Origin of the sequence: Paraburkholderia sartisoli (genome assembly GCF_900107685.1) — a bacterium.
In the GTDB taxonomy this organism is placed as follows: domain Bacteria; phylum Pseudomonadota; class Gammaproteobacteria; order Burkholderiales; family Burkholderiaceae; genus Paraburkholderia; species Paraburkholderia sartisoli.
On record NZ_FNRQ01000014.1, the window covers coordinates 16,210 to 42,819 of the forward strand.

Sequence of the window (26,610 nt, forward strand, 5' to 3'; positions counted from 1 at the left end):
GCAAGCAATGTTTGGCGAGAAGTTTCGGGATCGGCAAAAGCCGATGGTGCTCGTGCTGGGACTCGGTGAATCGGGTCTCGCGATGGCGCGCTGGTGCGCGCGCCACGGGTGCCGGCTGCGCGTTGCCGATACGCGCGAAGTGCCGCCGAACCTGTCCGGGCTCGAAGCGCACGGCGTCGATGCCGACTTTGTCGGCGGTCCGTTTTCGCCCGCGCTGCTCGACGGCGTGGAGCTGGTCGCGATCAGTCCCGGCCTGTCGCCGCTCGCGGCCGACCTGGTGCCGCTGATCGCCACAGCGCGCGAAAAAGACATCCCCGTGTGGGGCGAGCTCGAATTTTTCGCGCAGGCGCTGAAGACGCTCGGCGAAAGCGGCTACGCGCCGAAGGTGATCGCCATCACCGGCACGAACGGCAAGACCACGACGACGAGCCTCACTGGCCTCCTGTGCGAACGCGCGGGCAAGAAGGTCGCGGTCGCGGGCAATATCAGCCCCGCCGTGCTCGACAAACTCACCGAAGCAATCGACAACACCGCGCTACCGGACATCTGGGTGCTCGAACTGTCGAGCTTCCAGCTGGAAACCGCGCACACCTTTGCTCCGGATGCGGCCGCGGTGCTGAACATCACGCAGGATCACCTCGACTGGCACGGCGGGCTGGACGCGTACGCCGCCGCGAAGGGCCGCATCTTCGGGCCGCAAACGGTCCGCGTGCTGAATCGGGACGACGCGCGCGTCATGGCGCTCGCATCTGCCGAAGGCGCGCCGAAGGACGCCTCCCTCGGGGGCTCATCTGTACCGGTGATCACGTTCGGCCTGAACGAGCCGGTGCGTGCGGGCGACTACGGTCTGCTGCGCGATAACGCGATGAACTGGCTCGTCGAGGCGCACGACCGCGACGCCAGCGATGAGCCGCAACCCACGCGCCGTCGCAGGAACGAAACCACCACGCCGCCGGACATCGGCCTGAAGCGTCTGATGCCCGCCGACGCGCTGCGCATTCGCGGCCTGCACAACGCAGCGAACGCGCTTGCCGCATTCGCGCTTGCGCGCGCCATCGGCCTGCCGGGCGCGCCGCTTCTGCATGGCCTGCGCGAATACCATGGCGAGCCGCATCGCGTGGAACTGATCGCGTCGATCGAGGGCGTCGATTTTGTCGACGACAGCAAGGGCACGAACGTCGGCGCGACGGTCGCCGCGCTCGACGGTCTCGCGCAGCGCACGGTGCTGATCGCGGGCGGCGACGGCAAGGGCCAGGCATTCGAGCCGCTCGCCGCGCCCGTGATGCGCTGGTGCCGCGCCGTGATGCTGATCGGCCGCGACGCGCCGCTGATCCGCGCGGCGCTCGAAGACACCGGCATCGCGCTCACCGGTCACGCGACGCTCGAAGACGCCACGCGCGCCGCGAGCGCGCTCGCGCAGCCGGGCGACGTCGTGCTGCTGTCGCCGGCATGCGCGAGCTTCGACATGTTCAAGGGTTACGCGCATCGTGCCGCGGTGTTCCGCGACACGGTCGAGGAAATCGCCGCGCAACGGGGGACGATGATATGAGCTGGTCCGAACGCTTCGGCTCCCGCCTCACGAAACAACGCGGCTCCGCCAGCGGCGAAGGGGTGTCCGCGCGCACGGGGGGCAGCGGTCTTGCGAGCGCCGTCAATGGCGTGAGGCCGCTGCGCTCGCGCATGCTCGACTACGACCACGCGCTGCTGTGGGTCGTGATCGCGCTGCTCGGTCTGGGCGTGGTGATGGTGTATTCGGCGTCGATTGCGATGCCCGACTCGCCGAAGTACGCCGCGTATCGCGACTACGCGTTCCTCGTGCGACATCTGGTTTCGCTGGCGGTCGCCACCGTCGCGGCCGTGATCACGTTCCGGATTCCGATCTCGGTGTGGGACAAATACGCGCCGAAGTTCTTCCTGCTCGCGCTGTTCACGCTCGTGATCGTGCTGATTCCGCACATCGGCAAGGGCGTGAACGGCGCGCGCCGCTGGATCCCGCTCGGCATCTCGAACATGCAGCCGTCGGAAATCATGAAGCTCGCCGTGACGATCTACGCGGCGAACTACACGGTGCGCAAGCAGGAATACATGCAAAGCTTCGCGAAAGGCTTTCTGCCGATGGCGCTTGCCGTCGGCATGGTCGGCGCGCTGCTGCTGCTCGAGCCGGACATGGGCGCGTTCATGGTGATCGCGGCGATCGCGATGGGCGTGCTGTTCCTCGGCGGCGTGAACGGCAAGCTGTTCGGCGGCCTCGTCGCCACCGCGGTGGGCACGTTCAGTCTGCTGGTGTGGGCGTCGCCGTGGCGTCGCGAACGGATCTTCGCGTATCTCGATCCATGGGACGACCGTTACGCGCAGGGCAAGGCCTATCAGCTGACGCACTCGCTGATCGCGTTCGGACGGGGGGAATGGTTTGGCGTTGGTCTTGGCGGCAGCGTCGAGAAGCTCAATTATCTGCCGGAAGCGCATACCGACTTCATCCTTGCCGTGATCGGCGAGGAACTGGGCTTTGTCGGCGTGCTGATCGTGATCCTGCTGTTTTACTGGATCGTGCGCCGCTCGTTCGAGATCGGCCGTCAGGCGCTCGCGCTCGACCGCACGTTCGCGGGGCTCGTCGCGAAGGGTGTCGGCATCTGGTTTGGCGCGCAGACGTTCATCAACATGGGCGTGAACCTCGGCCTTTTGCCGACCAAGGGTTTGACGCTGCCGCTCGTCAGTTATGGCGGCTCGGGCATCTTGCTGAACTGCGTCGCGCTGGCGGTGTTGATGCGCGTCGATTATGAAAATCGTGTGCTGATGCGTGGGGGGAAGGTATGACCCCCATGCAGCAGCGCACGCTCATGGTGATGGCCGGCGGCACCGGGGGACACGTGTTCCCGGGGCTCGCGGTCGCGCACCGGATGCAGGCGTGGGGCTGGCGCGTCGTGTGGCTCGGCAACCCGACCGGCATGGAAGCGACGCTCGTGCCGAAGCACGGCATCCCGATGGAGTTCGTGCGCTTCGGCGGCCTGCGCGGCAAGGGCCTGAAGACGAAGCTGATGCTGCCGGTGAACCTGCTGCGCGCGTGCATGCAAAGCCTCTCCGTGCTGCGTCGCGTGAAGCCGGACGTCGTGCTTGGGATGGGCGGATACATCACGTTTCCGGCCGGCCTCATGGCCGCGATGAGCGGCCGTCCGCTCGTGCTGCACGAACAGAATTCGATCGCGGGCCTGACGAACAAGGTGCTCGCGAAAGTGGCAAAGCGCGTGCTGGTCGCGTTTCCGGATGCGTTGCCCCATGCCGAATGGACAGGTAATCCAATTCGTGAGGAACTTGCGCTGACATTGGCACCCAAAGCTCGCTACGCACAACGCAGCGGGCCGCTGAACGTGCTGGTCGTGGGCGGCAGCCTGGGCGCGGCGGCGCTGAACGAAGTCGTGCCGCGCGCGCTGGCGCTGCTCGCGCCGGAGCAACGTCCGCGCATCGTGCATCAGGCGGGCGCGAAGCATATCGACGCGTTGAAAGCGAATTACGCGGAAGCGGGCTTGCAGACCGGCGACGATCTGCAGCTCGTGCCGTTTATCGACGACATGGCGTCGGCCTATGCGAAAGCGGATCTCGTGATCTGCCGCTCGGGCGCGATGACGGTCGCGGAAATTGCAGCAGTCGGCGTGGCGGCGTTTTTCGTGCCGTTCCCGCACGCAGTAGATGATCACCAGACAACCAACGCAGCGTTTCTCGCCGATCACGGCGCGGCGCTCGTCGTGCAGCAACGCGATCTGTCGGCGGATACCCTCGCCGGCTGGTTGCGCAGCCAGACGCGGGACATCCTCGCGGACATGGCGGAGCGTTCGCGCTCGCTCGCGAAACCCGATGCCACCGAACAGGTCGCGCAGATCTGCGCCGCCGTGGCGGGTGTAATCCCGAGCTTGAGCCCGGAAGGAAGGCAACAATGAAACATATCGTCAAACATATTCACTTTGTCGGCATCGGCGGCGCCGGCATGAGCGGCATCGCCGAAGTGCTCGTCAATCTCGGCTACCAGGTGAGCGGCTCCGACCTCGCGCGCAACGCGGTGACCGATCGCCTCAGCGCGCTCGGCGCACGCGTCGCGATCGGTCACGACGAGGCGAACATCGAGGGTGCGAACGCCGTCGTCGTCTCGACGGCGGTGCGCAGCGACAACCCGGAAGTGCTAGCCGCGCGTCACCGGCGCATTCCGATCGTGCCGCGCGCGGTGATGCTCGCGGAACTGATGCGCCTGAAGCAGGGCATCGCGATTGCCGGCACGCATGGCAAGACGACCACGACGTCGCTGGTGGCGAGCGTGCTCGCGGCCGGCGGACTCGATCCGACGTTCGTGATCGGCGGGCGCCTCATCAGCGCGGGCGCAAATGCGCGGCTCGGCACGGGCGACTTCATCGTCGCGGAAGCGGACGAGTCGGATGCGTCGTTCCTGAACCTGTTTCCGGTGATCGAGGTCATCACGAACATCGACGCCGATCACATGGACACCTACGGCCACGATTTCGCGCGGCTCAAGCAGGCGTTCATCGAGTTCACGCATCGTCTGCCGTTCTACGGCATCGCGGTGCTGTGCGTCGACGATCCGAACGTCAAGGAAATCCTGCCGTTCGTCTCGAAGCCGATCATCCGCTACGGTTTCGCGCCCGATGCGCAGGTGCGCGCGGTGAACGTCGAAGCGAAAGACGGGCGCATGCATTTCACCGCCATGCGCGAGGATGCGGCGCCGATCGACATCGTTTTGAACCTGCCCGGCACGCACAACGTACAGAACGCATTGGCCGCGATTGCAATCGCGACTGAACTCGAAGTCAAGGATGCCGATATCCAGCGGGCGCTCGCGGATTTCAACGGCGTCGGTCGACGCTTCCAGCGTTACGGCGAAGTGCCGGCGCCGGATGGCGGCACGTACACGCTGGTCGACGATTACGGGCATCACCCGGTCGAGATGGCCGCGACGGTCGCGGCGGCGCGCGGTGCATTTCCCGGCCGCAGGCTCGTGCTGGCGTTTCAGCCGCACCGCTTCACGCGCACGCGTGACTGCTTCGAGGATTTCGTGAAGGTGCTGTCGACGGTCGACGCACTGGTCCTGACCGAAGTCTACGCAGCCGGAGAAGCGCCGATCATCGCCGCCGACGGCCGCGCGCTCGCGCGCGCGCTGCGCGTGGCGGGCAAGGTCGAGCCGGTATTTGTCGACACGGTGGATGAAGTGCCGGATGCGCTCGCAGCAGTGGTGCGCGGCGGCGACGTGGTGATCACGATGGGCGCGGGTTCGATCGGCGGTGTGCCGGGTCGGATCGCCCAGGAACAGAAGGTGTGAGATGAGCAGTATCGATCCCAAACAGTTCGGCAAGGTGGCAGTGCTCCTCGGCGGGAATTCCTCCGAGCGCGAGGTGTCGCTCACGTCCGGCCGTCTCGTGCTGCAAGGCCTGCGTGACGCGGGCGTGGACGCGCATCCGTTCGATCCGGCTGAGCGCCCGCTCGCCGCATTGAAGGAAGAGGGTTTTGTGCGTGCGTTCAACGCGCTGCACGGCGGCTACGGCGAGAACGGCCAGATCCAGGGCGCGCTCGATTTCTATGGCATCCGCTACACGGGTAGCGGCGTGCTGGGTTCGGCGCTCGGTCTCGACAAGTTCCGCACGAAGCTCGTGTGGCAGCAGCTCGGCGTGCCGACGCCGCCGTTCGAAGCCGTGCTGCGCGGCGACGACTACGACGCGCGCGCGGTCGGGATCGTCGCGAAGCTCGGCTTGCCGCTCTTCGTGAAACCGGCGAGCGAGGGATCGAGCGTCGCGGTCATCAAGGTGAAGCGCGCCGACGCACTGCCGGCCGCACTCGCCGAAGCCGCGAAGTTCGACAAAATCGTCGTGGTGGAACAGAGCATCGAAGGCGGCGGCGAGTACACCGCGTGCGTCGCGGGCGATCTCGATCTGCCGGTGATCCGCATCATCCCGGCCGGCGAGTTTTACGACTATCACGCGAAGTACGTCGCGAACGACACGCAGTATCTGATTCCCTGCGGCCTCGCGCCGGACGCCGAAGCGCGCCTGAAAGTGCTCGCGCGCCGTGCGTTCGACGTACTCGGCTGCACCGACTGGGGCCGCGCCGATTTCATGCTCGACGCCGATGGCAACCCGTATTTCCTCGAAGTGAACACGGCGCCTGGCATGACCGATCACTCGCTGCCGCCGAAGGCGGCGCGCGCGGTCGGCATCAGCTACCAGGAACTGGTGGTGAAAGTGCTGTCGCTGACACTGAAGGACTGACGCCCAGACATGTGGAACAACGTTCGCCAGCTCAATTTCGCCTCCAACGCACTGCATGCGTTGCTGGTGCTCGTGCTGCTGGCGGCAGGCGGTTACTGGATGATCCAGCGCCCGGGCTTCGCGCTGCGCGAAATCCAGATCGACGGCGACACCGAGCACATCAATTCGCCGACGGTGCGCGCAAGCGTGGTCGGCCGCTTGAAGGGCAACTACTTCACCGTCGATCTGGACAGCGCGCGGCAGGCGTTCGAGCAGATGCCGTGGGTGCGTCACGCGAGCGTGCGGCGCGTCTGGCCGAACGCGCTGGCTGTCACGCTGGAGGAGTACAAACCGCTCGGTACGTGGGGCAGCGATCAGCTTGTCAGTGTCGACGGCGATCTCTTCACCGCGAACCAGGGCGAGCTGGAGCAGGAACTGCCGGCCTTCGATGGACCGGACGGCACGGCGAAGGAAGTGGTCGCGCGGTATCGCGACTTCAAGACGTGGTTTGCGCCGCTTGGCGCGACGCCGGAAGAAGTGACGCTGTCGCCGCGTTATGCATGGACGGTGAAGCTGTCGAACGGAATGCAGGTGGAGCTCGGCCGCGAACGCAATCAGGACACGCTCCTCGATCGCTCGCGCAGGTTGACCGCGGCGTGGGGCGCGGTGAGGCAACGTTGGGGGAACGACATTGAGTATGCGGACTTGCGCTATCCGAACGGTTTCGCGATTCGCGCAGCAGGCATGCGCTTCATCAGCGAACCCGACAAGGGCAAGAAGTAAACGGACATCACACGCAATGAGCACGCTATGAGTAAAGACTATAAAGATCTGCTGGTCGCCCTCGACATCGGGACGTCGAAGGTGGTGGCCATCGTCGCCGAGCTGAAAGGCGAAGGTCACTACGAGGTGATCGGCCTCGGCCAGAGCGAATCGAAGGGGCTCAAGAAAGGCGTCGTGGTGAATATCGAGGCCACGGTGCAATCGATTCAGCGCGCGCTCGAAGAAGCCGAACTAATGGCCGACTGCAAGATCACAAACGTATTCACTGGAATCGCCGGCAGCCATATCCGCAGCTTCAATTCGAGCGGCATGGTGGCGATCAAGGAAAAGGAAGTCACGCAGACGGATGTGGCGCGCGTGATCGAGACGGCGAAGGCGATCAATATCCCGACCGATCAGCAGGTGCTGCACATCCTGACGCAGGAATTCATCATCGACGGCCAGGAAGACGTGCGCGAGCCGATCGGCATGAGCGGCATCCGCCTCGAAGTGAAGGTGCATATCGTGACCGGCGCGGTGAGCGCGGCGCAGAACATCGTCAAGTGCGTGCGCCGCTGCGGGCTCGAAGTGAACGATCTGATCTTGCAGCCGCTGGCGTCGTCGCTGGCGGTGCTGACGGAAGACGAAAAAGAGCTGGGCGTGGTGCTCGTCGACATCGGCGGCGGCACGACTGATATTGCGATTTTCAGCGAAGGCGCGATCCGTCACACCGCGGTGATTCCGATTGCCGGCGACCAGATCACGAGCGACATCGCGATGGCGCTGCGCACGCCGACGCCGGATGCGGAAGACATCAAGGTCGACTACGGCATCGCGAAGCAGGCGCTCGCCGATCCGGACGAGATGATCGAAGTGCCGGGGCTCGGCGAGCGCGGTCCGCGCACGCTGTCGCGCCAGGCGCTGGCGGCGGTGGTCGAGCCGCGCGTCGAAGAACTGTTTTCGCTCGTGCAGCAGGTGGTGCGCGAGTCGGGTTACGAAGAGCTGCTGAGTTCCGGCGTCGTGTTGACTGGCGGCGCGTCGATGATGCCGGGCATGGTCGAACTCGGCGAGGACATTTTCCTGAAGCCGGTGCGTATCGGCGCGCCGGAATACGCGGGCGGTCTCGCGGACGTGGTGCGCAATCCGCGTTATTCGACGGCGATGGGGCTGCTCGTCGAAGGCCGCTCGCAACGCATGCGCGGTCGCAAGGTCGCGGTGCAGTCGGGTTCGATGGGCCAGGTGTTCGGACGGATGAAAGACTGGTTCCTCGGCAACTTTTAACGCGGCACCCGGTTTCAGAAGCAGTTGCAGGACGCAGATTTTCAGAAATACGCGCTGGTGCCGGCGGCTGGCGCGCGACAGGGGGTTGCCCGATCTCCTGCCGAATAACGGCCGAATAGCTGCCTTGCGGCAGTACATTTTTTCTTGACGGAGGCAACATGGAATTCCAGATGCTGGAAACCGAAACCAACGGCACCATCATCAAGGTGGTTGGTGTAGGTGGCGCTGGCGGCAATGCCGTTCAGCACATGATCAACCGCGGCGTGCAAGGCGTCGACTTCATCGTGATGAACACGGATGCACAGGCCCTGTCGCGTTCGCGCGCCACGGCTGTGATCCAGCTCGGCAACACCGGTCTCGGCGCGGGCGCCAAGCCGGAGATGGGCCGTTCGGCAGCAGAAGAAGCCCGTGAGCGCATCGCCGACGCACTGCGCGGCGCGCACATGGTGTTCATCACCGCGGGCATGGGTGGCGGCACGGGCACGGGCGCGGCACCGGTCGTCGCGCAGATCGCCAAGGAGATGGGCATTCTGACCGTGGGCGTCGTCAGCAAGCCGTTCGAATTCGAAGGCGGCAAGCGGATGCGCGTGGCAGAAGCGGGTTCGCAGCAACTGGAGGATCACGTCGACTCGCTGATCGTCGTTCTGAACGACAAGCTGTTCGAGGTGATGGGCGATGACGCCGAGATGGACAAATGCTTCCAGTGCGCAGATGACGTTCTGAACAACGCAGTCGCCGGTATCGCGGAAATAATCAATGTAGACGGTCTGGTGAACGTCGACTTTGAGGACGTGAAGACGGTGATGGGCGAGCAGGGCAAGGCGATGATGGGCACGGCGACGGTTGCCGGTGTCGATCGCGCGCGTCTCGCGGCGGAGCAGGCTGTTGCGAGCCCGCTGCTGGAAGGAGTGGACCTGTCGGGCGCGCGTGGCGTGCTCGTGAACATCACGTCGAGCCGTTCGCTGCGTCTGTCGGAAACGCGCGAGGTGATGAACACGATCAAGAGCTATGCTGCAGAAGACGCAACCGTGATTTTTGGCGCAGTCTATGACGATGCGATGGGCGACGCGCTGCGCGTGACGGTCGTGGCAACGGGTCTCGGCCGTGCGGCGAAGAAGCAGCAATCGGCACCGATGACGCTGCTGCGTACCGGCACCGACAACCAGCCGATCGGTGCTCATGCGCACGCTTACGCGTCGCAACAGCATCACTCGGGCGCCGCCGATTACGGTTCGCTGGATACGCCGGCTGTATGGCGTACGTCGCGTGACACGGCGGCTTCGCACGTGCAGGCGTTGCAGGAAAAGGGCGTCGACACGTACGATATCCCGGCGTTCCTGCGCAAGCAGGCGGATTAACCGCAGGCTGGGCTGCGCTGTGGCACGGTGGATGCGTGCCAGCAGCGACATGCACGGGCGTGGCGGGTGAACGGCGAACAAGGCCGCGTTTCGTCAGATACGCGGCGGGGACAGATGCCCTCTTCGTATTCGCGAAGCGGATCGGGCGACTGTCGGCGAAAGCCGGGTTCACTGCGACACGAAAACGTGCGGATGCAAGCCGCATCGATGTAAAGGACTGAGCATGATTCAGGTGGGTGAAAAGCTGCCGGACGCAATTGTCTACGAATTGATCGAAGACGAACGCGAAGGCTGCACGATCGGGCCCAACAGCTTCGACGTGCGCGAACAGACCGCGGGCAAGCGCGTGGTGATCTTCGGATTGCCCGGCGCGTTCACGCCGACCTGTTCGGCAAAGCATGTGCCGGGTTATGTCGAACACGCTGCCGCGTTTCAGGCGGCCGGTGTCGACGAGATCTGGTGCGTGTCCGTCAACGACGCGTTCGTCATGGGCGCGTGGGCGCGCGATCAGCACACCTCGGGCAAGGTGCGCATGATGGCGGACGGCAGTGCGGCTTTCACGCGGGCGCTTGGTCTGGAGCAGGATCTGTCGGCGCGTGGCATGGGGATCCGTTCCCAGCGCTACGCCATGGTGGTCGACGACGGCGTGGTCAAGACGCTGAACATCGAGGCACCCGGCAAATTCGAAGTCAGCGATGCAGCCAGTATTCTCGCCACGTTGAGCTAGCTGCAAACGCCCGTTTTGTCGTCCGGCCCGCGAATGTTGCAGGCAGGCAACGACACGATGACGCTTTTGTGACTGGCCGTTACGCGGGCCGATGTCCGGAAACGCCTCCGTTCCGGGCGTCGGCCCGTCACGCTTTCCGCGCGGTTCCCGTGAAGTAACGACGGGAAACAGATTGATACGTTCAGTGAAAACCCGATGTGAGGTTGATGGAGTATAATTCGCGCTATGGAATAAAAAGTCCCGATTGGGATTTTCAATCGAATAGAAGACCATTATGTTGAAGCAGCGCACAATCAAATCGATCGTCAAGACGGTCGGCATCGGCTTGCATTCGGGCCGCAAGGTCGACCTGACGCTTCGTCCGGCGGGTCCGGACACGGGCATCGTGTTCACGCGCGTGGATCTGGCCACGCCGGTTGAGATTCCTGCGCAGGCCATGGCGATCGGCGATACGCGTCTCGCTTCGGTGTTGCAGAAAGACGGCGCGCGGGTCTCGACGATCGAGCACCTGATGTCGGCGTGTGCGGGTCTCGGCATCGACAACCTGTACGTCGACGTCACGGCCGAGGAAATCCCGATCATGGACGGCAGCGCGGCTTCGTTCGTGTTCCTGATCCAGTCGGCGGGCGTCGAAGAGCAGAACGCCGCCAAGAAATTCATCAAGGTCACGAAGCCGGTCGAAATCCGCGACGGTGACAAATTCGCCCGTCTGGAGCCGTTTTTTGGCTTCAAATTGAAGTTTACGATCGATTTTCGTCATCCGGCGGTCGACAAGACCGGTCAGGCGCTCGAAGTCGATTTCGCGAATACGTCGTATGTGCGTGAAATCGCCCGTGCGCGCACGTTCGGTTTTGCGCACGAAGTCGAAATGATGCGTGAGCTGGGTCTGGCGCGCGGCGGCAGCATGGACAACGCGATCGTGCTCGACGAATACCGCATCCTGAACAACGATGGCCTGCGTTACGACGACGAGTTCGTGAAACACAAGATGCTCGACGCGATCGGCGACCTGTATGTGGTGGGCCATCCGTTGCTGGCTTCGTACAACGCGTACAAGTCGGGCCACGGTCTGAACAACCAGTTGCTGCGTGAATTGCTGGCGCACGAGGATTCGTACGAAATCGTCACGTTTAACGATCCGAAGCAGGCGCCGCGCGGCTTCGCCTACGATACGCAAACGGCATTTGCCTGATTGCGGCAGGGCGGTTCAGCACCCAGCACCGCCAGCGTGTTTGACGCAACGGGTTGCAGGAAACAGGCGGTCCTTCGGGGCCGCCTATTTTTTTGGCTCGCGGCTGACGCGATGCCGGGCCGCCATTCTCGCCAGCGCTTCGCGCAACGGCGAGGGCGCGAGCGTCTCGCTGAGCGCATGCAGTGCCTCGGCTCCGCGTGCCGTCATGCGCGCCTGCTTGGGCTGCGGCGGCTCTTTCACCGCTTGCGGACGCACGCGGATGCGCAGCGAATTGACGGCCCAGCCACGCTGCTGCAAATCCGCGAGCAGGCGAGGTTCAAGATGTCGCAGGCGCGCGGCGAGCGCGTTGTGCGCGGCAAAAAGCGTCAACACGCCTTCCTTGATGAAACCGGGCTCGACGCTCGTCGCCAGATAATCGGGCAGGAGCTGCTTCAGGTCGCGCTCCAGCGCGGCAATCTGCTCGACGCCGGCGCGCAGCGCGGCGAACGCATCGGTGCGCTTGAGCACTTCGGAGACGGCCTGTGGGCGGCGCGCCGCGTTCTGACTGGAAAACGGCCTTGAAAACGACGAGAAACGGCTCATATTTTCGCGGAAGCTTTCGAGGTGAGGACGGGCGGAAAAGCGGCAGCAGAAACGACGTTGCGTGCCGCATGCCGTGATGCCCGGATTGTACCCCGAGGCTTCTGTGCCGGGCCGCCGTCGGGGGCAGCGGGCGCGCGGCCGGAGCAGGCCCTGGCCAATCCGCCATGGACACAGGCGCGGCCGGGCCTGCGTGCTAAAATCCCCGATTCGGTGCGACACGCACGCTCGTGTCCGGGCCGTCCCAACGTAAGGGACATCGACTAGCAGCATCTGGAGGCGTCCATACGACGCCTCACGGGCTGTGACAGGTATACCGCGGGGCATCATGAAGGAGCGCGAGTTCCCAAGTGCAACTGCCCACAAGTGCTGTACCTCTTGTAACGAAGCGAACCCGGTGCGGATAGGTCGGGTTTCGCCATAGGCGATCTCCGTTCTGCCGTCCGTAACGGTGATCGCATTGCTTTGACCTGATTACCGTCAGGTCCCGCCGAGTCAGCGGCTTCATCCCCGCCGACTGGGCGAGATGATGTATGCAATTCCTGCGCCGTCAATGGCAACGGATTCGCGAACCGATACGAGCGAAAGCTCGGTGTGTCATTGTTCGACCTCGCCAGCTCTTAGGCGAGGGTAGTGAACCTGCTGTACGACCAGCAGTAGCCTAGGAAGACATGCGCCACTGGCAACGGTGGGGTGTGAAGCTCTTCTGACAATGTAGCCCCCGGATGTTTCGGGCAGGTCCTTTCCGTGAGGAATCGACTTGGAGACTCCTAGCAGCGAGGGGGTTGAGGCGCCAGGCTGGCTGATAGGGTTAACGTAAGTGAACTGCTGATAAACCTCGTTAGGATTGCAGTGCCTAAGCTGCTGTCAGGCACTAACCAAAAGGTGTGCGGTTGGATAGCCCGCTCGAATCTCGGGCTACGTCGTTGTCAACGCCGCCGGGGAATAGGCAGAACCTAAGTCAGTCGTGTGACATGCCGGGAACGTGGTAAGCCTGTATGGTTGCCAGAGCAGTATGGCTGGCAGGCGAACCGTAAGGGACGCTGTTGATTGTGCAGGTATGGGAGGACGGAAAAAGCGAAGGCCGGGCTGTAATGGACCGGATAGGGGTTGAGACATTACCCTACGCGAAAGCGGGCAGACTTCCGTCTGGTCTACCGTCGCAAGACGGCTGACTAGCCCTCTAGCTGGACTGGTGAATTTCGGCGTTGTCTAGCCGTATATGCATAGTCGTAGTTGAACATGCATAGATTTTTAACCCCTTGCGGGAGCAGATCGCTCCCGCAAGGGGCGATCTGTTCTCCGCTCGGGATTCACTTCTTCGAGTAGGAGAGCAGCATGAAAGTATCTGGTCGAAAGACTGGATCTGCGCTTTCCCACGCGCCAGACAACTGGTACGCCGTAGATTGGCGTCGGGTTGAATGGAACGTGAGAGGGATGCAGATTCGAATTGCGAAGGCGACGCGGGAAGGTGACTGGCGCAGGGTGAAAGCCCTGCAACGGATGCTGACCCGCACGTTGTCCGCAAAGCTGTATGCGGTACGACGTGTTACGCAGAATCAGGGTGCGCGAACGGCTGGAGTCGATCGCGAACGATGGGACTCGCCTGAACGCCGATGGGAAGCCATCGGCAGGTTGAAGCGGCGTGGGTACAAGCCTCTGCCATTAAGGAGAGTCTTTATCCCCAAGGCCAATGGGAAGGAACGCCCTCTGGGTATTCCGACCATGCGGGACAGGGCGATGCAAGCCCTGTATCTGTTGGCTTTGGAGCCGGTGTCTGAATCGATGAGCGACCCGAACTCTTATGGGTTCAGGTTAAATCGCTCGACGGCGGACGCCATGTCACAGATTTTCGTTGCCATGTCTCAGAAGGGTTCTGCTCGCTGGGTACTGGAGGCGGACATCAAAGGCTGCTTTGACTGGATCAACCATGACTGGTTGGAAAACCATGTCCCGATGGACAGGGAAATCCTGCGGAAATGGTTGAAAGCTGGCCTGATTTACAAGGGGCAGCTTCAGGCGACGGAGGCCGGTACGCCGCAAGGAGGGATTATTTCTCCAACGCTGGCCAATGTGACGCTGAACGGGCTGGAACGTAAACTGATCGCGCACCTCGGTGCGAAATTCGGGATCGCGAAGGCCAGGAAGCTGAAAGTGAATGTGGTGCGATACGCGGACGACTTTGTTATCACTGGCGACTCGAAAGAGATGCTGGAGCGCGAAGTCAGGCCTTGGATAGAAGCCTTCCTTGAAGCACGGGGATTGCAACTATCGGAGGAGAAGACCCGGATCGTTCATATTGACGAAGGTTTTGATTTCCTTGGGTGGAATTTCCGGAAGTACTCGGGAAAACTGCTCATCAAGCCGAGCAGGAAGAACGTGCAAACGTTCTACCGCAAGGTGGCGGAAACGATCAGCGGTAACAAGACGGTGAAGCAGGAGGATTTGATCCGACTGCTGGATCCGATGCTACGGGGTTGGGCGCAGTATCACAGCCCGGTGGTGGCGAAGCAGGCGTACAGCCGCATGGAGCATCTGGTTTTCCAGAGGCTCTGGTGGTGGTCCAAGCGGCGACATCCACAAAAGAGCAGCAGTTGGGTGCGACGAAAGTACTTTCACTCAATTGATGACCGGCAGTGGGTGTTCGCGGTCCGAACGGTTCGGGACGATGGCAGCTGGGGCTTGACCGAGATGTACCAACTCAGCGGTACGGTGATCAGGCGCCACAAGAAGATCAAAGGGGAATTTCATCCTTTTGATCCGGAGTGGGAGCAATATGGCGAGCAACTGCGGCAGGCGCGTCTGTGGGACTCGATGCGCTACCGGAAACAGTGGGCGAAGCTGTACATGTCGCAAGGCGGGTTGTGCGCGCACTGCGGCTGTGCCTTGACGGATGAAACCGGCTGGCACGACCACCATCTGGAATATCGGATGCACGGCGGGTCAGATAGGCTGTTCAACAGGGTTTTGCTTCACCCGCACTGCCACCAGCAGGTACACGTTGGTAAACTTGCAGTAACTAAGCCGGTTCTGTCGTAAGACAGGACTTTGTTTGTAGATTTGAGCCGTATGCGGGGAAACTCGCACGTACGGTTCTCGGGGGGCCCGACTTTCGCAAGAAGGTCGGGCTACCCGACAATTCACTCCTGGACCTAAGCCGCCGGGGCCGCCGTTTCCGGGCTCACACACTGTGTGACCGGGCCACGGCCGCGACGCAGACACCGATCCGATGACCACCGGTTTTCTACAAAAGATTTTTGGCAGCCGCAACCAGCGGCTCGTCAAGCAATATCAAAAGACCGTCGTGTCGATCAATGCGCTCGAACCGCAGATCGAGCAATTGACGGACGATCAACTGCGCGCGAAAACCGGTGAGTTCCGACAGCGCGTCGCGAGCGGCGAATCGCTCGACAAGCTGCTGCCCGAAGCGTTCGCCGTCTGCCGCGAAGCGAGCAAACGCGTGCTGAACATGCGGCACTTCGACGTGCAGATCGTCGGCGGCATGGTCCTGCATTACGGCAAGATCGCGGAAATGCGTACCGGTGAGGGCAAGACGCTCGTCGCGACGCTGCCGGTCTACCTGAACGCGCTCTCCGGGCGCGGCGTGCATGTCGTGACGGTGAACGATTACCTTGCACAGCGCGACGCCGAATGGATGGCGCGCCTGTACAACTTCCTCGGCCTGTCGGTGGGCATCAACCTGTCGCAGATGGACCACGACGCGAAGCAGCAGGCTTACGCGTCGGACATCACGTACGGTACGAACAACGAATTCGGCTTCGACTACCTGCGCGACAACATGGTCTATGAGACCGAGGCGCGCGTGCAGCGGGCGCTCAATTTCGCGGTCGTCGACGAAGTGGATTCGATCCTGATCGACGAAGCGCGTACGCCGCTGATCATTTCGGGCCAGGCTGAAGATCACACCGATCTCTACGTGCGCATGGACGCGCTGCCGCCGCTGCTCGAGCGTCAGATCGGCGAGGAAAAGGCCGACGGCACGGGCGTCGAAAAACCGGGTGACTACACGCTTGACGAGAAGGCACGTCAGGTGTTCCTCACCGAATCGGGCCACGAAAAGGCCGAGCGTCTGCTCGCCGAGTGGGGTCTGATTGGCGAAGGTGAAAGCCTGTACGCGGCACAGAACATCACGCTGATGCACCATGTGTACGCGGCGTTGCGCGCGCACACGCTGTTCTTCAAGGACCAGCACTACGTCGTGCAGAACAACGAAGTCGTCATCGTCGACGAATTCACCGGCCGTCTGATGTCGGGTCGCCGCTGGTCGGACGGGCTGCACCAGGCCGTCGAGGCGAAGGAACACGTCAAGATCCAGAGCGAAAACCAGACGCTCGCGTCGATCACGTTCCAGAACTACTTCCGCATGTACGCGAAGCTGGCCGGCATGACCGGCACGGCCGATACCGAAGCGTACGAATTCAACGAGATTTACGGGCTCGAAACGGTCGTCATTCCGACGAACCGTCCGCCGAAGCGCATCGACAAGCAGGATCAGATCTACAAGACGGCGAAGGAGCGTTACGACGCCGTCATCCGCGATATCCGCGAATGCTATGAGCGTAGCCAGCCGGTGCTGGTCGGCACGACGTCGATCGAGAATTCCGAACTGCTGTCGAATCTGCTGACCCGGGCCGGTTTGCCGCACGAAGTGCTGAACGCGAAGCAGCACGCGCGTGAAGCCGCGATCGTCGCGGAAGCCGGCCGTCCGAAGCGCGTGACGATCGCGACCAACATGGCCGGCCGCGGTACCGACATCGTGCTGGGTGGCAATGCCGAAAAGCAGGCCATGTTCCTCGAACTCGACGAATCGATTCCCGCTGACGAAAAGGCGCGCCGCATCCAGCAGCTGCACGACGAGTGGCAGGCGCTGCACGACGAAGTGAAGGCCGCGGGCGGCCTGCACATCATCGGCACCGAGCGTCACGAATCGCGCCGGATCGACAACCAGCTGCGCGGCCGTGCCGGCCGCCAGGGCGATCCGGGTTCGTCGCGCTTCTATCTGTCGCTGGACGATTCGCTGCTGCGCATTTTCGCGGGCGATCGCGTGCGCTCGATCATGGACCGTCTGAAGATGCCGGAAGGCGAGGCGATCGAAGCGGGTATCGTCACGCGGTCGATCGAATCGGCGCAGCGCAAGGTCGAAGCGCGCAACTTCGATATCCGCAAGCAGCTGCTCGAATACGACGACGTGTCGAACGACCAGCGCAAGGTGATCTATCAGCAGCGTAACGAACTGCTGGAAGCGCACGACATTACCGAGACCATCGGCGCGATGCGTCATGGCGTGATCGCCGACATCGTCCATCAGTTCGTGCCCGCGGGCAGCATCGAAGAACAGTGGGATGTGCCTGAGTTGGAAGAAATGCTGCGCAACGAATGGCAGCTCGATCTCGCCATTCAGGAGATGATCAACGAGTCGAAGTCGATCGACGCCGACGAAATTCTCGAAGCCGTCACCGCGGCCGCCGACGAAGCGTACGAAGGCAAGGTCGAACTCGTGGGTCGCGAATCGTTTAGCGCGTTCGAACGCTCGATCATGCTGCAGACGCTCGACCGCAGCTGGCGCGAACACCTCGCCGCGCTCGATCACCTGCGTCAGGGCATCCATCTGCGCGGCTACGCCCAGCAGAACCCGAAGCAGGAATACAAGCGCGAAGCGTTCGAACTGTTTGCCGCGATGCTCGATGCCGTGAAGCTCGAAGTGACGCGCGTCGTGATGAACGTGCAGATCCAGTCGCCGGAGCAACTGGAAGAGGCGGCCGAGCAGTACGAAGACCAGGGCAGCCATCTCCTTGAGAACGTCGAATTCCGTCACGCCGAATTTGCGGAGGCGGGTGACGCGGCGGCGCCGGCTGCTGCCGCGGCGGCCATGATCGGCGACGCGATGAGTCACGGCCAGCACGCGTCCGGTTCGCAGCAACTGGCGGGGGATAGCGTGCCGAAGGTCGGCCGCAACGATCCGTGCCCGTGCGGCAGCGGCAAGAAGTACAAGCAGTGCCACGGCAAGATTGCCTGAGTTGCAGGACGGTGCGTGCATCACAACCGGTGCACGCGCCGCGTCGTTTCTGCCGGTGCTTTTAGAGGCTGCTGGCTGATTCCCCGGTGGTCCGGCGCTCGTCTGGACCATTCATGTTGATTCCCGATGCCGGCTCCACGCCAGCACGCTCATCTCCGACAGGTCGCCAACATGGCTGTCAATTTCCCCTCGATCGATCCCGCCCAGCTTCATCCCGTCGCCGGCGTCACGCTGGGCTGGGCTGAAGCGAACATCCGCAAGCCGAACCGCAAGGACGTGCTCGTCATTTCCGTCGACGAAGGTGCGACGGTCGCGGGCGTATTCACGCAGAACCGTTTTTGCGCCGCGCCGGTGACGGTCTGCCGCGAGCATCTGGAGCGCATGCGCGCGGGCGGCAAGGCCATTCGGGCGCTCGTCGTGAACACGGGCAATGCGAACGCCGGCACCGGCGAACCCGGTCTCGTGCATGCGCGCGAGACCTGCGTCGAACTCGCGCGCCTCGCCGACGTCGCGCCCGAGCAGGTGTTGCCGTTCTCGACGGGCGTGATTCTCGAACCGCTGCCGGTCGACCGTCTGAAGGCCGGTTTGCCCGCCGCGCTGGCGAACCGGAAAGCCGCGCACTGGTACGACGCCGCACAGGCGATCATGACGACCGACACACTCGCGAAAGCGACCTCCCGGCAGGTGACGATCGACGGCCACACGGTCACGCTGACCGGCATCAGCAAGGGCGCGGGCATGATCAAGCCGAACATGGCGACGATGCTCGGCTTTCTCGCGTTCGACGCCAACGTCGCGCAACCGGTGCTCGACGCGCTCGTGAAGCACGTAGCGGACCGCTCGTTCAACTGCGTCACGATCGACGGCGATACGTCGACGAACGATTCGTTCATCCTCATCGCATCGGGCAAGTCGAGCCTGCCGGCGATCACGTCGACGGATTCCGCCGCCTATGCCGCGCTGCGCGACGCCGTGACCGAAGTCGCGCAGACGCTCGCGCAACTGATCGTGCGCGATGGCGAGGGCGCGACGAAGTTCATGACGGTGAACGTCGAAGGCGGCAAGGACACTGCCGAATGCCGCCAGATCGCGTACGCGATCGGCCATTCGCCGCTCGTGAAGACCGCGTTCTACGCGTCGGACCCGAACCTCGGCCGGATCCTGGCCGCGATCGGCTATGCGGGCGTGAACGACCTCGACGTCGACCGGATCGATCTTTACCTCGACGACGTGCTCGTCGCGAAAGCCGGTGGACGCAACCCGGACTATCGCGAGGAAGACGGCCAGCGCGTGATGAAGAAAAGCGAGATCGCGATTCGCGTGGTGCTCGGTCGCGGCGACGCGCGGGCCACGATCTGGACCTGCGATCTCTCGCACGAGTACGTCAGCATCAACGCCGATTACCGTTCCTGATACTGATACCGGGCCACACACGATGGACAAACTCGAACAGTTTTTGACACGCGCCGAAGCCGTGCTCGGTCGCCTGGAAGCGATGCTTCCGCCCGCCGCGATCGATGTCGACTGGTCCGCGGCCGTTGCATTCCGCTGGCGCAAGCGCCAGGGACGCGGCTACCTGCAACCGGTGCCGTCGATTTCGACCATCTCGCTCGACGATCTGCAGCACATCGACCGGCAGAAGTCGCTGATCGAACAGAACACGCGTCAGTTCGTCCGCAGCCAGCCGGCGAACAACGTGCTGCTGACAGGCGCGCGCGGCACGGGCAAGTCGTCGCTGATCAAGGCCTGCCTGAACGCGCACGCAGAGGACGGTCTGCGCCTGATCGAAGTGGACAAGGACGACCTGCACGATCTCGGCGACATCGTCGACCTGATCGCGTCACGGCCTGAGCGGTTCGTCGTGTTCTGCGACGATCTCTCGTTCGAAGAGGGCGAATCGGGCTACAAGGCGCTGAAAGTGGCGCTCGACGGCTCGGTGGCCGCGCAGTCGGACAACGTGCTGATCTACGCGACCTCGAACCGCCGCCATCTGCTGCCCGAGTACATGAGCGACAACGAAACCTACAAGCACACGTCCGATGGCGAAATCCATCCGGGCGAGGTGGTCGAGGAAAAGATCTCACTGTCGGAGCGCTTCGGCTTATGGGTGAGTTTCTACCCGTTCAAGCAGGACGATTACCTGGCGATCGTCGGCCACTGGCTGCGCCATTTCGGTTGCGTCGACGCCGAGGTCGAAGCGGCGCGCGGCGACGCGCTCGTCTGGGCGCTGGAGCGCGGTTCGCGTTCGGGCCGGGTGGCGTGGCAGTTCGCGCGCGACTGGTCGGGGCGCAAGTCCCAGGCGCCGCAGACGTCGGCAGCGGGCGCATGAGCGCCGCCGCTGACGTCGCCGGCAACGCGGGCAATACCGCGGCGCGGCCGGTCACCGAAGTCGCGGTCGGCGTGCTGGTGCAGCCGGACGGGCGCTACCTGTTGGCGCAGCGACCCGCGGGCAAGCCGTACGAAGGCTACTGGGAGTTTCCGGGCGGGAAGCTGGAACCGGGCGAATCGGTCGAAGCCGCGCTCGCCCGCGAACTGCACGAGGAACTCGGGATCGACGTGCAGGCGAGCCATCGCTGGCACACGCTCGAACACGACTATCCGCATGCTTACGTGCGGCTCTATTTCTGCAAGGTGACCGATTGGGCGGGTGAACCGCACGGACGCGAAGGTCAGGCCTTCGTCTGGCAGGCGTTGCCCGCCGAAGTCTCGCCGCTACTGCCGGCCACCATTCCCGTGCTGGAATGGCTGGCCGCGGAGAAGTAGCGCGCGCCTCATGCGTTGCGCACGCAGGTTCGCTCGCGGCTGCGGTTTCAGTGCGGGTTGTAGTCGCCGGTCGGCGTTTCGTCCGAAGGCGGTTCTTCATCAGTGCCGCCGATCTTGTACTTTTCGGCGGCCCACGCTCCAAGATCGACCTGCTTGCAGCGATCTGAACAGAAGGGGCGGAAGCGGTTTTCAGGTGTCCAGCGGACGTCCTTTCCGCAGGTTGGGCATTTGACGACAGTGGGCATACGGTCAGGCGATCAATCGCAATCAGGAACGGGAAGCTTCAAACATGGGGCAAACGGGTGCGGTTTCAAAGGCCGCGTTTCGCTTTCGCGGCCGTTTCGACAGCCTTTACCGCACCGACGCCGCTATTACAGGCTGCACAACGTAAGCTGGAACGGCACGTCGACGTCGACCGGCCGCGGCCTCAGATCGCCGTCCTGCACCGTGAAACGCACCCACAGCATGTACTTGTTGGCGCTTGCCTCCGGAATCACGTGCAATTCCGGCGCCACTCTTACCTGCATCAATTGATATGAGCGGCCGGAGAGCATCTGTTGATAGCTCCCCTGCATCGCCATCACCTTTGAAGCCTGCCCCGATTCGCGCGCGAGGCGCAATACGATCGTTGCGGCGTCACGCAGCGCCAGCAGCGGCGTGACCCATTTGGCGATGTCCTGGCGGCGCTGGTCCGGATGCGCCTGTTGCCACGCGAAATACGACGGCAGGTCGAACTTGCAGGTTCCGCCGGGAATAATCGCGCGGCTGCGGATGCTTGCGAGCCACTCGTTGTCTGCAAGATGCTGGCCGGTTTTGCCCTGCATCTGCGCGAGGCCGGCGAGCGTCTGCTCGATCTCTCCCAAGACCGCTTCGAGCGCGTTCTGCTCGATGCCGGGATTGCCGCGAAACGGCGCCAGCGTCTGGCGTTGCCGTTCGAGTTCTTTCATCAGATCCGACTTCAGATCCGCGCGGCCCGCGACCTCGGCGATTTCGAAGAGAGTCGTCAGCGCAACATGGTGCTCCCTGGCGTCTTCCTGGGTCAGAAAGAACGTGAAACGCTCGAACAGGTCTTCGAGGCGCAACAGCGTACGGATTCGCTCGTTAAAGGGATACTCGTAAAGGATCAAGCGCGCTCGCCTCTGGCGTGGTCGGTGACGGGATTGCAGGACATTCTAATGCCGTGTGACTACCCTAGCAATCACGCACTTTTTTCGCCCGTTCAGGCGCATTTTCTGCGCCTGAACCGTAATGGTCATATGAGGGCGCGCGCGGCCGGTTTCGTGGCGGAATGTGGCGCTGGCGAAGCATGGGTTATGCGGTTATGTGGTGGGGCCAGCGGCTTGCGGCGACGGTGGAGCACGAGGCTGAGTGCGGCCTGCGCGTAGATCCGGACGCGTCCCGCGCGCTGGCCGTCTGCTGGCTGGAGGACGTTACGCGCCGGCCAGCGCAACGTACTGCCGGTGCAATGCGTCGACGTCCATGGAAAGCGCCTCGATGGAAACGTCATCATTGACGACGACGTCGTCCGCCGCGGCGAGCCGCGCTTCGCGGGTCGCCTGACGCGCGATGATCGCGAGTACCTGGTCGCGCGTGAACGCGTTGCGGCGCATGACGCGCGCGATCTGCGTGTCGACGGCGCAGTCAACGACGAGCACGCGGTCCACCCGCGTCTTCCAGCTACCCGATTCGACGAGCAACGGTACGACAACCATCAGATACGGGCCGCGCGCCTCGTTTCGCTCGCGCTCGGTCTCGGCGCGGATCAGCGGATGCGTGATCGCTTCGAGTCGCGACCGGGCCGTATCGTCGCTGAAGACGAGCGCCCGCATCCGGGTGCGGTCGAGCGAGCCGTCCTGCGCAACGAACGACGGACCGAACGCCTTTGCAATCGATGGCATCGCGATGCCGCCGGGCGCAGTGATGCGATGCGCGATCACGTCGGTGTCGACGAGCGATACGCCGCGCGCCGCGAAGAGATCCGCGACCGTGGACTTGCCGCTACCGATCCCGCCCGTTATCCCGACAGCAAACATGGTTCAGCTCCCCAACGCCTGATACAACGGCGTACCGAGAAACAGGGTGATTGCCCCGCCCGCCGCGAGAAACGGGCCAAACGGCAACGGTTCCTCGAAGCGCATCCGGCCGCGCCACGTTGCGAGCAACCCGACGACCGCACCGGCTACCGCCGCGATCACGACGATCTGCGGCAACGCCGCCCAGCCGAGCCACGCGCCAAGCGCCGCGAGCAGCTTGAAATCGCCGTAGCCCATGCCTTCAATGCCGCGTATGAGCTTGAAAAGCCAGTGGACGCACCACAGCGTGAGGTAGCCTGCGATCGCGCCGAGAACGGCATCGTGCAGCGTCGCGAACGTGCCTTCGAAGTTGATGATCAGGCCGGCCCACAAAAGTGGCAGCGTCATCGAATCCGGCAGCAGGTGCGTGTCGACGTCGATGGCGCTCATCGTAAGCAGCGTCGCGCAGAGTCCGAAGGCGGCGAGCGCGGTGCCTGTCGCGCCGAATGTCACGAGCGATCCGGCCGCGAGCGCGGCGCTCGCTATTTCGATCACGGGATAGCGCAGGCTCACGTGCGTATGGCAATGCGAGCATCGGCCGCGCAACAGCAGATAGCTCAGCACAGGGATGTTTTCCCAGGCCTTCAACGTGTGGCCGCAATGCGGACATGCGCTGCGAGGCAGCCACAGGTCATAGCGCGCGGGGAGGGTGTCGCCTTCGAGCGCCTGGCCGGTCGTCTCGCTTACTTCGTTGCGCCAGGCGCGCTCGAGCATGATGGGCAGCCGGTGCGCCACCACGCTCACAAAGCTGCCGATGACGAGACCAAACACGACGGCGAACGCAATCTGCGCGCCGGCGGGCAGAGCGCCGAACGCTGCGGTGACGCTGGCGGTGTAATAGCCCAGCGGGCCGCCGAAAGGGGAGTCGGTCAGGGACGTTATCGCGCGCATGGCTGAATGATTGGATTCGGCTGCGATGCTACACCACGTTGCCGAGTTGAATGATGGGAAGATACATCGCGATAACCAGACCACCGACGAGCACGCCCAGCACCATGATGACAAGCGGCTCGCACAGGCTGGCCAGCGTGCCGATCTTTTCGTCGACCTGCCGGTCGCAGAGCGACGCGACGTCGATCAACATCGCGTCCAGCGCGCCCGATTCCTCGGCGACGGCGACGGGTTGCACGATTTCTGGCGGAAAGCAGCGGGCCGTCTGCATGGCTGCGGCGAGCCGTTCCCCGCGACGAAGCCGGACCGCGATCTGACCGGTTGCGCGATCGACGTAGGCATTGCCGGTGGCGTGCGTCAGGGAATCGAATGCATCCGATAACGGCGTGCCGGCCGAGAGCAGCGTGCCGAGCGCGCGACTCCAGCGGGCCGAGCAGAGCGTGGTCAGTAGCGGTCCGGCGATGGGCAGCTTCAGCGTCAGATGAGCAAAGGAAACGCGCGCCTTGTCCGAGCGACGCAGGACGTGCGCCGTGGCGACGCACGCCGAGATGACGCATGCGAGCGCTGGCACGCTCCAGCGCGCTGCGGCGGAGGAAAGCGCGATCACGAACTGCGTTGGCGCGGGCAGTTTCGCGCCGAAGCCGTCGAAAATCTGCTGGAACGTCGGCACGACCCACACGAGCAGCGCCGCGGTGATCGCAAGCGCGAGCAGCAGGATCGCGACCGGATAGGTGAGCGCGGCTCTGACTTTGGCCCGCTGCGCGGCGGCACGCTCGCGGTCGTCGGCGATACGCGCGAGGACAGAAGCGAGCGCGCCCGTTGCTTCGCCGACGCCGACGAGCTGGCAGTACAACGCCCCGAACTGCGCGGGATGGCGCTCGAGCGCGGCGGAAAATCGCAGGCCGGCGGTGATGTCGCGAGCCAGTGCGCCGACGATGCGCGGCATGCCCTCGCGGCCGCGGCGCGCCGGCGACTGCGCCAGCAGATCGAGGGCGGGTGCGAGAGGCAACCCCGCGCGCAGGAGGCTTGCGAGTTGCCGGGTAAACAACGTGACCTCGGCGGCGCGCGCCTTCGGGCGTGATGCCTGCCCGCGCGCCTCGAGTTCGTAGACGAACAGGTTGTCGCGCTTGAGTCGTGCGCGTGCGAGCGCCGGATCCGGCGCGATCAATGTGCCGCGACGGCGAACGCCGCTCGAATCGACGGCGCGCCACGCAAAGCGCAGGTCGGGCGACGAGGCGTGCGAACGAGGTCTGGCCGTGTTCATGCAACCTCCGTTGCGGCCAGCGCTTCAGCCAGACTCGTCGTGCCGTCTCGCACCCGGGCCAGCGCCGCCTCGCGAAGCGTGCCGACGCGTTCGGCCTGCGCCTGTTTCGCAATCGCAAGCGTGCCCGCGCGCGCGACGATCAACTCCCGCGTGGCATCCGAAACCGGCATCACCTGATGCACGCCGATGCGTCCGGTGTAGCCCACGCCGTGGCACGCGGCGCAGCCTTTTGCCACGTATGGATGCCAGCCATCGAGTTGCGCTTCGGCGAAGCCGGCCGCGCGCAGCGCGGCGGCGGATTCGTTCACCGGTACACGGCATGCAGCACACAGACGCCGTACAAGGCGCTGTGCCGTCACCACGCGCAACGCCGCCGCCAGGTTGTATGGCGCGACACCGATGTCGATCAGTCGGGCGACGGTGGCCGGTGCGTCGTTTGTATGCAGCGTCGAGAGCACGAGATGTCCGGTTTGCGCGGCCTTGACCGCGACGTCGGCCGTTTCCTCGTCACGAATTTCGCCGACCATGATGACGTCGGGGTCCTGACGAAGGAACGCACGCAGGGCGACAGCGAACGTGAGCCCGGATTTTTCGCGGACACTGACCTGGTTGACACCCGCCATCTGGATTTCCGACGGGTCTTCGACCGAGCACACATTGCGCGATTCGGCGTTCAGCATTTGCAGGAAGCAGTACAACGAGAGCGTCTTGCCGCTGCCAGTCGGCCCGGTGACCAGCATCAGCCCGTGCGGCGCGCGAATTGCCGCTTCCACCGCATCCCGCTGGACGGGGTCGAGCCCGAGCGCGTCGAGCGAAAGCTGTGCTGGCAGCGCTTCGAGGCGCCGCAGCACGAGCTTTTCGCCGTGCAGCGTGGGCAGCGAGTTGACGCGATAGTCCTCCGTGCGCCCGGCCGCCGCGGCGAGCCGCAGACGGCCGTCCTGCGGGATACGTCGCTCGGCAATGTCCATTCGGGCGAGCACCTTCACACGGGTGATGAACGCGTCGCGCAGATGCGCGGGCGGACGCGCGATCTCATGCAGCACGCCATCGACGCGCAAGCGAATCCGCCAGTCATGTTCACCGGGCTCGATATGCAGATCGGATGCATTCCGGTTTGCGGCTTCAACCAGCGTACCGGCAAGTAGCCGCACTGCTGGCGTGGTGTCTGAATCGGGATCGACGGGAGTGTCCATGTCCTGGCGCAGACGCATGGAGGCCTGCGCCGCACCGACACCGCTGAACGTGCGCGACGCAGGCAACGTGGGCGGCGTAATCGTGCGAGGCGCGGACTGACCATGAGCCGGCGCAGCGTCGCCATCATGACCGGCGGTGCGCGACGCCGCGAAAGGCGCGGCGCGTGAAGTGGGAGAAGGGTGCATCGGAATCCGGCTTGGGGCCGCCTGCAGAACGCGATAACCTCATCATCGTTGCCGCCGGTCTTG

Annotated in this window: 22 protein-coding genes; 15 read left to right on the top strand and 7 right to left on the bottom strand. The window is 63.8% G+C overall.

Translation table 11 applies throughout. The features are described from left to right. The first annotated feature begins 7 nt into the window (after nt 1–7). The 10 genes from murD (at nt 8) to lpxC (ending at nt 11,562) form a co-directional block, all read left to right on the top strand. A complete protein-coding gene (gene murD / locus BLV45_RS25915) occupies nt 8–1,549 on the top strand; it encodes a UDP-N-acetylmuramoyl-L-alanine--D-glutamate ligase (RefSeq protein WP_090538044.1) in 1,542 nt (513 codons plus the stop codon). Further along, nucleotides 1,546–2,814, top strand: coding sequence for a putative lipid II flippase FtsW (ftsW, locus tag BLV45_RS25920; RefSeq protein ID WP_090538046.1), 1,269 nt, complete (start codon nt 1,546–1,548; stop codon nt 2,812–2,814). Before murD ends, ftsW begins: the two co-directional genes overlap by 4 nt. Next, the gene (gene murG / locus BLV45_RS25925) at nt 2,811–3,932 is read left to right on the top strand and encodes an undecaprenyldiphospho-muramoylpentapeptide beta-N-acetylglucosaminyltransferase (protein WP_090538048.1); all 1,122 of its coding nucleotides are present in this window, start codon (nt 2,811–2,813) and stop codon (nt 3,930–3,932) included. Before ftsW ends, murG begins: the two co-directional genes overlap by 4 nt. After that, on the top strand, nt 3,929–5,320 hold the full coding sequence (murC, locus tag BLV45_RS25930; RefSeq protein ID WP_090538050.1) for a UDP-N-acetylmuramate--L-alanine ligase: 1,392 nt from the start codon (nt 3,929–3,931) through the stop codon (nt 5,318–5,320). The genes murG and murC overlap by 4 nt, the downstream gene beginning before the upstream one ends. A 1-nt stretch (nt 5,321) precedes the next feature. After that, nucleotides 5,322–6,263 carry a D-alanine--D-alanine ligase gene (locus BLV45_RS25935; protein ID WP_090538051.1) on the top strand — a complete coding sequence of 314 codons (942 nt, stop codon included), beginning with the start codon at nt 5,322–5,324 and terminating at the stop codon, nt 6,261–6,263. A 9-nt stretch (nt 6,264–6,272) separates the two neighbouring features. Then, on the top strand, nt 6,273–7,025 hold the full coding sequence (locus BLV45_RS25940) for a cell division protein FtsQ/DivIB (RefSeq protein WP_090538053.1): 753 nt from the start codon (nt 6,273–6,275) through the stop codon (nt 7,023–7,025). Nucleotides 7,026–7,052: 27 nt separating this feature from the next. Further along, on the top strand, nt 7,053–8,285 hold the full coding sequence (gene ftsA / locus BLV45_RS25945; protein WP_090538055.1) for a cell division protein FtsA: 1,233 nt from the start codon (nt 7,053–7,055) through the stop codon (nt 8,283–8,285). 158 nt (nt 8,286–8,443) lie between these two features. Next, nucleotides 8,444–9,643, top strand: a complete 1,200-nt coding sequence (gene ftsZ, locus BLV45_RS25950) for a cell division protein FtsZ (RefSeq protein WP_090538057.1) — start codon at nt 8,444–8,446, stop codon at nt 9,641–9,643. Nucleotides 9,644–9,866: 223 nt separating this feature from the next. Further along, nucleotides 9,867–10,370: a peroxiredoxin gene (locus BLV45_RS25955; RefSeq protein ID WP_090538059.1), complete on the top strand. Its 504-nt coding sequence runs from the start codon at nt 9,867–9,869 to the stop codon at nt 10,368–10,370. Nucleotides 10,371–10,644: 274 nt separating this feature from the next. Next, nucleotides 10,645–11,562 (top strand): UDP-3-O-acyl-N-acetylglucosamine deacetylase, encoded by a 918-nt coding sequence (gene lpxC / locus BLV45_RS25960; RefSeq protein WP_090538061.1) that lies wholly within the window; start codon nt 10,645–10,647, stop codon nt 11,560–11,562. Between the two features lie 84 nt (nt 11,563–11,646). Here the strand turns inward: lpxC and BLV45_RS25965 are convergent, their stop codons facing one another. Next, the gene (locus BLV45_RS25965; protein WP_090538063.1) at nt 11,647–12,144 is read right to left on the bottom strand and encodes a DUF721 domain-containing protein; all 498 of its coding nucleotides are present in this window, start codon (nt 12,142–12,144) and stop codon (nt 11,647–11,649) included. Between the two features lie 1,335 nt (nt 12,145–13,479). Here BLV45_RS25965 and ltrA point away from each other — a divergent pair. The 5 genes from ltrA (at nt 13,480) to BLV45_RS25990 (ending at nt 20,941) form a co-directional block, all read left to right on the top strand. Beyond that, nucleotides 13,480–15,180, top strand: a complete 1,701-nt coding sequence (ltrA, locus tag BLV45_RS25970) for a group II intron reverse transcriptase/maturase (protein WP_090538065.1) — start codon at nt 13,480–13,482, stop codon at nt 15,178–15,180. A 190-nt stretch (nt 15,181–15,370) separates the two neighbouring features. Further along, a complete protein-coding gene (gene secA, locus BLV45_RS25975; RefSeq protein WP_090538066.1) occupies nt 15,371–18,178 on the top strand; it encodes a preprotein translocase subunit SecA in 2,808 nt (935 codons plus the stop codon). 171 nt (nt 18,179–18,349) lie between these two features. Further along, entirely contained in the window at nt 18,350–19,591 is a 1,242-nt protein-coding gene (gene argJ / locus BLV45_RS25980; protein ID WP_090538068.1) for a bifunctional glutamate N-acetyltransferase/amino-acid acetyltransferase ArgJ, read from the top strand. A gap of 22 nt (nt 19,592–19,613) precedes the next feature. Next, complete coding sequence (locus BLV45_RS25985) at nt 19,614–20,507, top strand: ATP-binding protein (RefSeq protein WP_090538070.1); 894 nt, start codon at nt 19,614–19,616, stop codon at nt 20,505–20,507. Further along, nucleotides 20,504–20,941, top strand: coding sequence for an NUDIX domain-containing protein (locus tag BLV45_RS25990; protein WP_090538072.1), 438 nt, complete (start codon nt 20,504–20,506; stop codon nt 20,939–20,941). The genes BLV45_RS25985 and BLV45_RS25990 overlap by 4 nt, the downstream gene beginning before the upstream one ends. Before the next feature lie 47 nt (nt 20,942–20,988). On the opposite strand, the gene BLV45_RS25995 is transcribed toward BLV45_RS25990, so the two are convergent. The 6 genes from BLV45_RS25995 to BLV45_RS26020 form a co-directional block, all read right to left on the bottom strand. Then, nucleotides 20,989–21,186 carry a DNA gyrase inhibitor YacG gene (locus BLV45_RS25995; RefSeq protein WP_090538074.1) on the bottom strand — a complete coding sequence of 66 codons (198 nt, stop codon included), beginning with the start codon at nt 21,184–21,186 and terminating at the stop codon, nt 20,989–20,991. A 126-nt stretch (nt 21,187–21,312) separates the two neighbouring features. Then, nucleotides 21,313–22,068, bottom strand: coding sequence for a cell division protein ZapD (zapD, locus tag BLV45_RS26000; protein ID WP_090538076.1), 756 nt, complete (start codon nt 22,066–22,068; stop codon nt 21,313–21,315). A 303-nt stretch (nt 22,069–22,371) separates the two neighbouring features. Next, the gene (coaE, locus tag BLV45_RS26005) at nt 22,372–22,974 is read right to left on the bottom strand and encodes a dephospho-CoA kinase (protein ID WP_090538078.1); all 603 of its coding nucleotides are present in this window, start codon (nt 22,972–22,974) and stop codon (nt 22,372–22,374) included. A 3-nt stretch (nt 22,975–22,977) separates the two neighbouring features. Then, a complete protein-coding gene (locus BLV45_RS26010; RefSeq protein WP_090538080.1) occupies nt 22,978–23,904 on the bottom strand; it encodes a prepilin peptidase in 927 nt (308 codons plus the stop codon). A gap of 28 nt (nt 23,905–23,932) precedes the next feature. Further along, complete coding sequence (locus BLV45_RS26015; protein ID WP_090538082.1) at nt 23,933–25,168, bottom strand: type II secretion system F family protein; 1,236 nt, start codon at nt 25,166–25,168, stop codon at nt 23,933–23,935. After that, nucleotides 25,165–26,379, bottom strand: coding sequence for a GspE/PulE family protein (locus BLV45_RS26020; protein WP_090538151.1), 1,215 nt, complete (start codon nt 26,377–26,379; stop codon nt 25,165–25,167). The genes BLV45_RS26015 and BLV45_RS26020 overlap by 4 nt, the downstream gene beginning before the upstream one ends. Between the last annotated feature and the right edge of the window lie 231 nt (nt 26,380–26,610).

Bases quoted from the DNA above. Each gene is read 5' to 3' on its own strand.
- murD (WP_090538044.1), top strand. From the start codon at position 8: ATGTTTGGCGAGAAGTTTCGGGATCGGCAAAAGCCGATGGTGCTCGTG.
- ftsW (WP_090538046.1), top strand. From the start codon at position 1,546: ATGAGCTGGTCCGAACGCTTCGGCTCCCGCCTCACGAAACAACGCGGC.
- murG (WP_090538048.1), top strand. From the start codon at position 2,811: ATGACCCCCATGCAGCAGCGCACGCTCATGGTGATGGCCGGCGGCACC.
- murC (WP_090538050.1), top strand. From the start codon at position 3,929: ATGAAACATATCGTCAAACATATTCACTTTGTCGGCATCGGCGGCGCC.
- BLV45_RS25935 (WP_090538051.1), top strand. From the start codon at position 5,322: ATGAGCAGTATCGATCCCAAACAGTTCGGCAAGGTGGCAGTGCTCCTC.
- BLV45_RS25940 (WP_090538053.1), top strand. From the start codon at position 6,273: ATGTGGAACAACGTTCGCCAGCTCAATTTCGCCTCCAACGCACTGCAT.
- ftsA (WP_090538055.1), top strand. From the start codon at position 7,053: ATGAGTAAAGACTATAAAGATCTGCTGGTCGCCCTCGACATCGGGACG.
- ftsZ (WP_090538057.1), top strand. From the start codon at position 8,444: ATGGAATTCCAGATGCTGGAAACCGAAACCAACGGCACCATCATCAAG.
- BLV45_RS25955 (WP_090538059.1), top strand. From the start codon at position 9,867: ATGATTCAGGTGGGTGAAAAGCTGCCGGACGCAATTGTCTACGAATTG.
- lpxC (WP_090538061.1), top strand. From the start codon at position 10,645: ATGTTGAAGCAGCGCACAATCAAATCGATCGTCAAGACGGTCGGCATC.
- BLV45_RS25965 (WP_090538063.1), bottom strand. From the start codon at position 12,144: ATGAGCCGTTTCTCGTCGTTTTCAAGGCCGTTTTCCAGTCAGAACGCG.
- ltrA (WP_090538065.1), top strand. From the start codon at position 13,480: ATGAAAGTATCTGGTCGAAAGACTGGATCTGCGCTTTCCCACGCGCCA.
- secA (WP_090538066.1), top strand. From the start codon at position 15,371: ATGACCACCGGTTTTCTACAAAAGATTTTTGGCAGCCGCAACCAGCGG.
- argJ (WP_090538068.1), top strand. From the start codon at position 18,350: ATGGCTGTCAATTTCCCCTCGATCGATCCCGCCCAGCTTCATCCCGTC.
- BLV45_RS25985 (WP_090538070.1), top strand. From the start codon at position 19,614: ATGGACAAACTCGAACAGTTTTTGACACGCGCCGAAGCCGTGCTCGGT.
- BLV45_RS25990 (WP_090538072.1), top strand. From the start codon at position 20,504: ATGAGCGCCGCCGCTGACGTCGCCGGCAACGCGGGCAATACCGCGGCG.
- BLV45_RS25995 (WP_090538074.1), bottom strand. From the start codon at position 21,186: ATGCCCACTGTCGTCAAATGCCCAACCTGCGGAAAGGACGTCCGCTGG.
- coaE (WP_090538078.1), bottom strand. From the start codon at position 22,974: ATGTTTGCTGTCGGGATAACGGGCGGGATCGGTAGCGGCAAGTCCACG.
- BLV45_RS26010 (WP_090538080.1), bottom strand. From the start codon at position 23,904: ATGCGCGCGATAACGTCCCTGACCGACTCCCCTTTCGGCGGCCCGCTG.
- BLV45_RS26015 (WP_090538082.1), bottom strand. From the start codon at position 25,168: ATGAACACGGCCAGACCTCGTTCGCACGCCTCGTCGCCCGACCTGCGC.
- BLV45_RS26020 (WP_090538151.1), bottom strand. From the start codon at position 26,379: ATGCGTCTGCGCCAGGACATGGACACTCCCGTCGATCCCGATTCAGAC.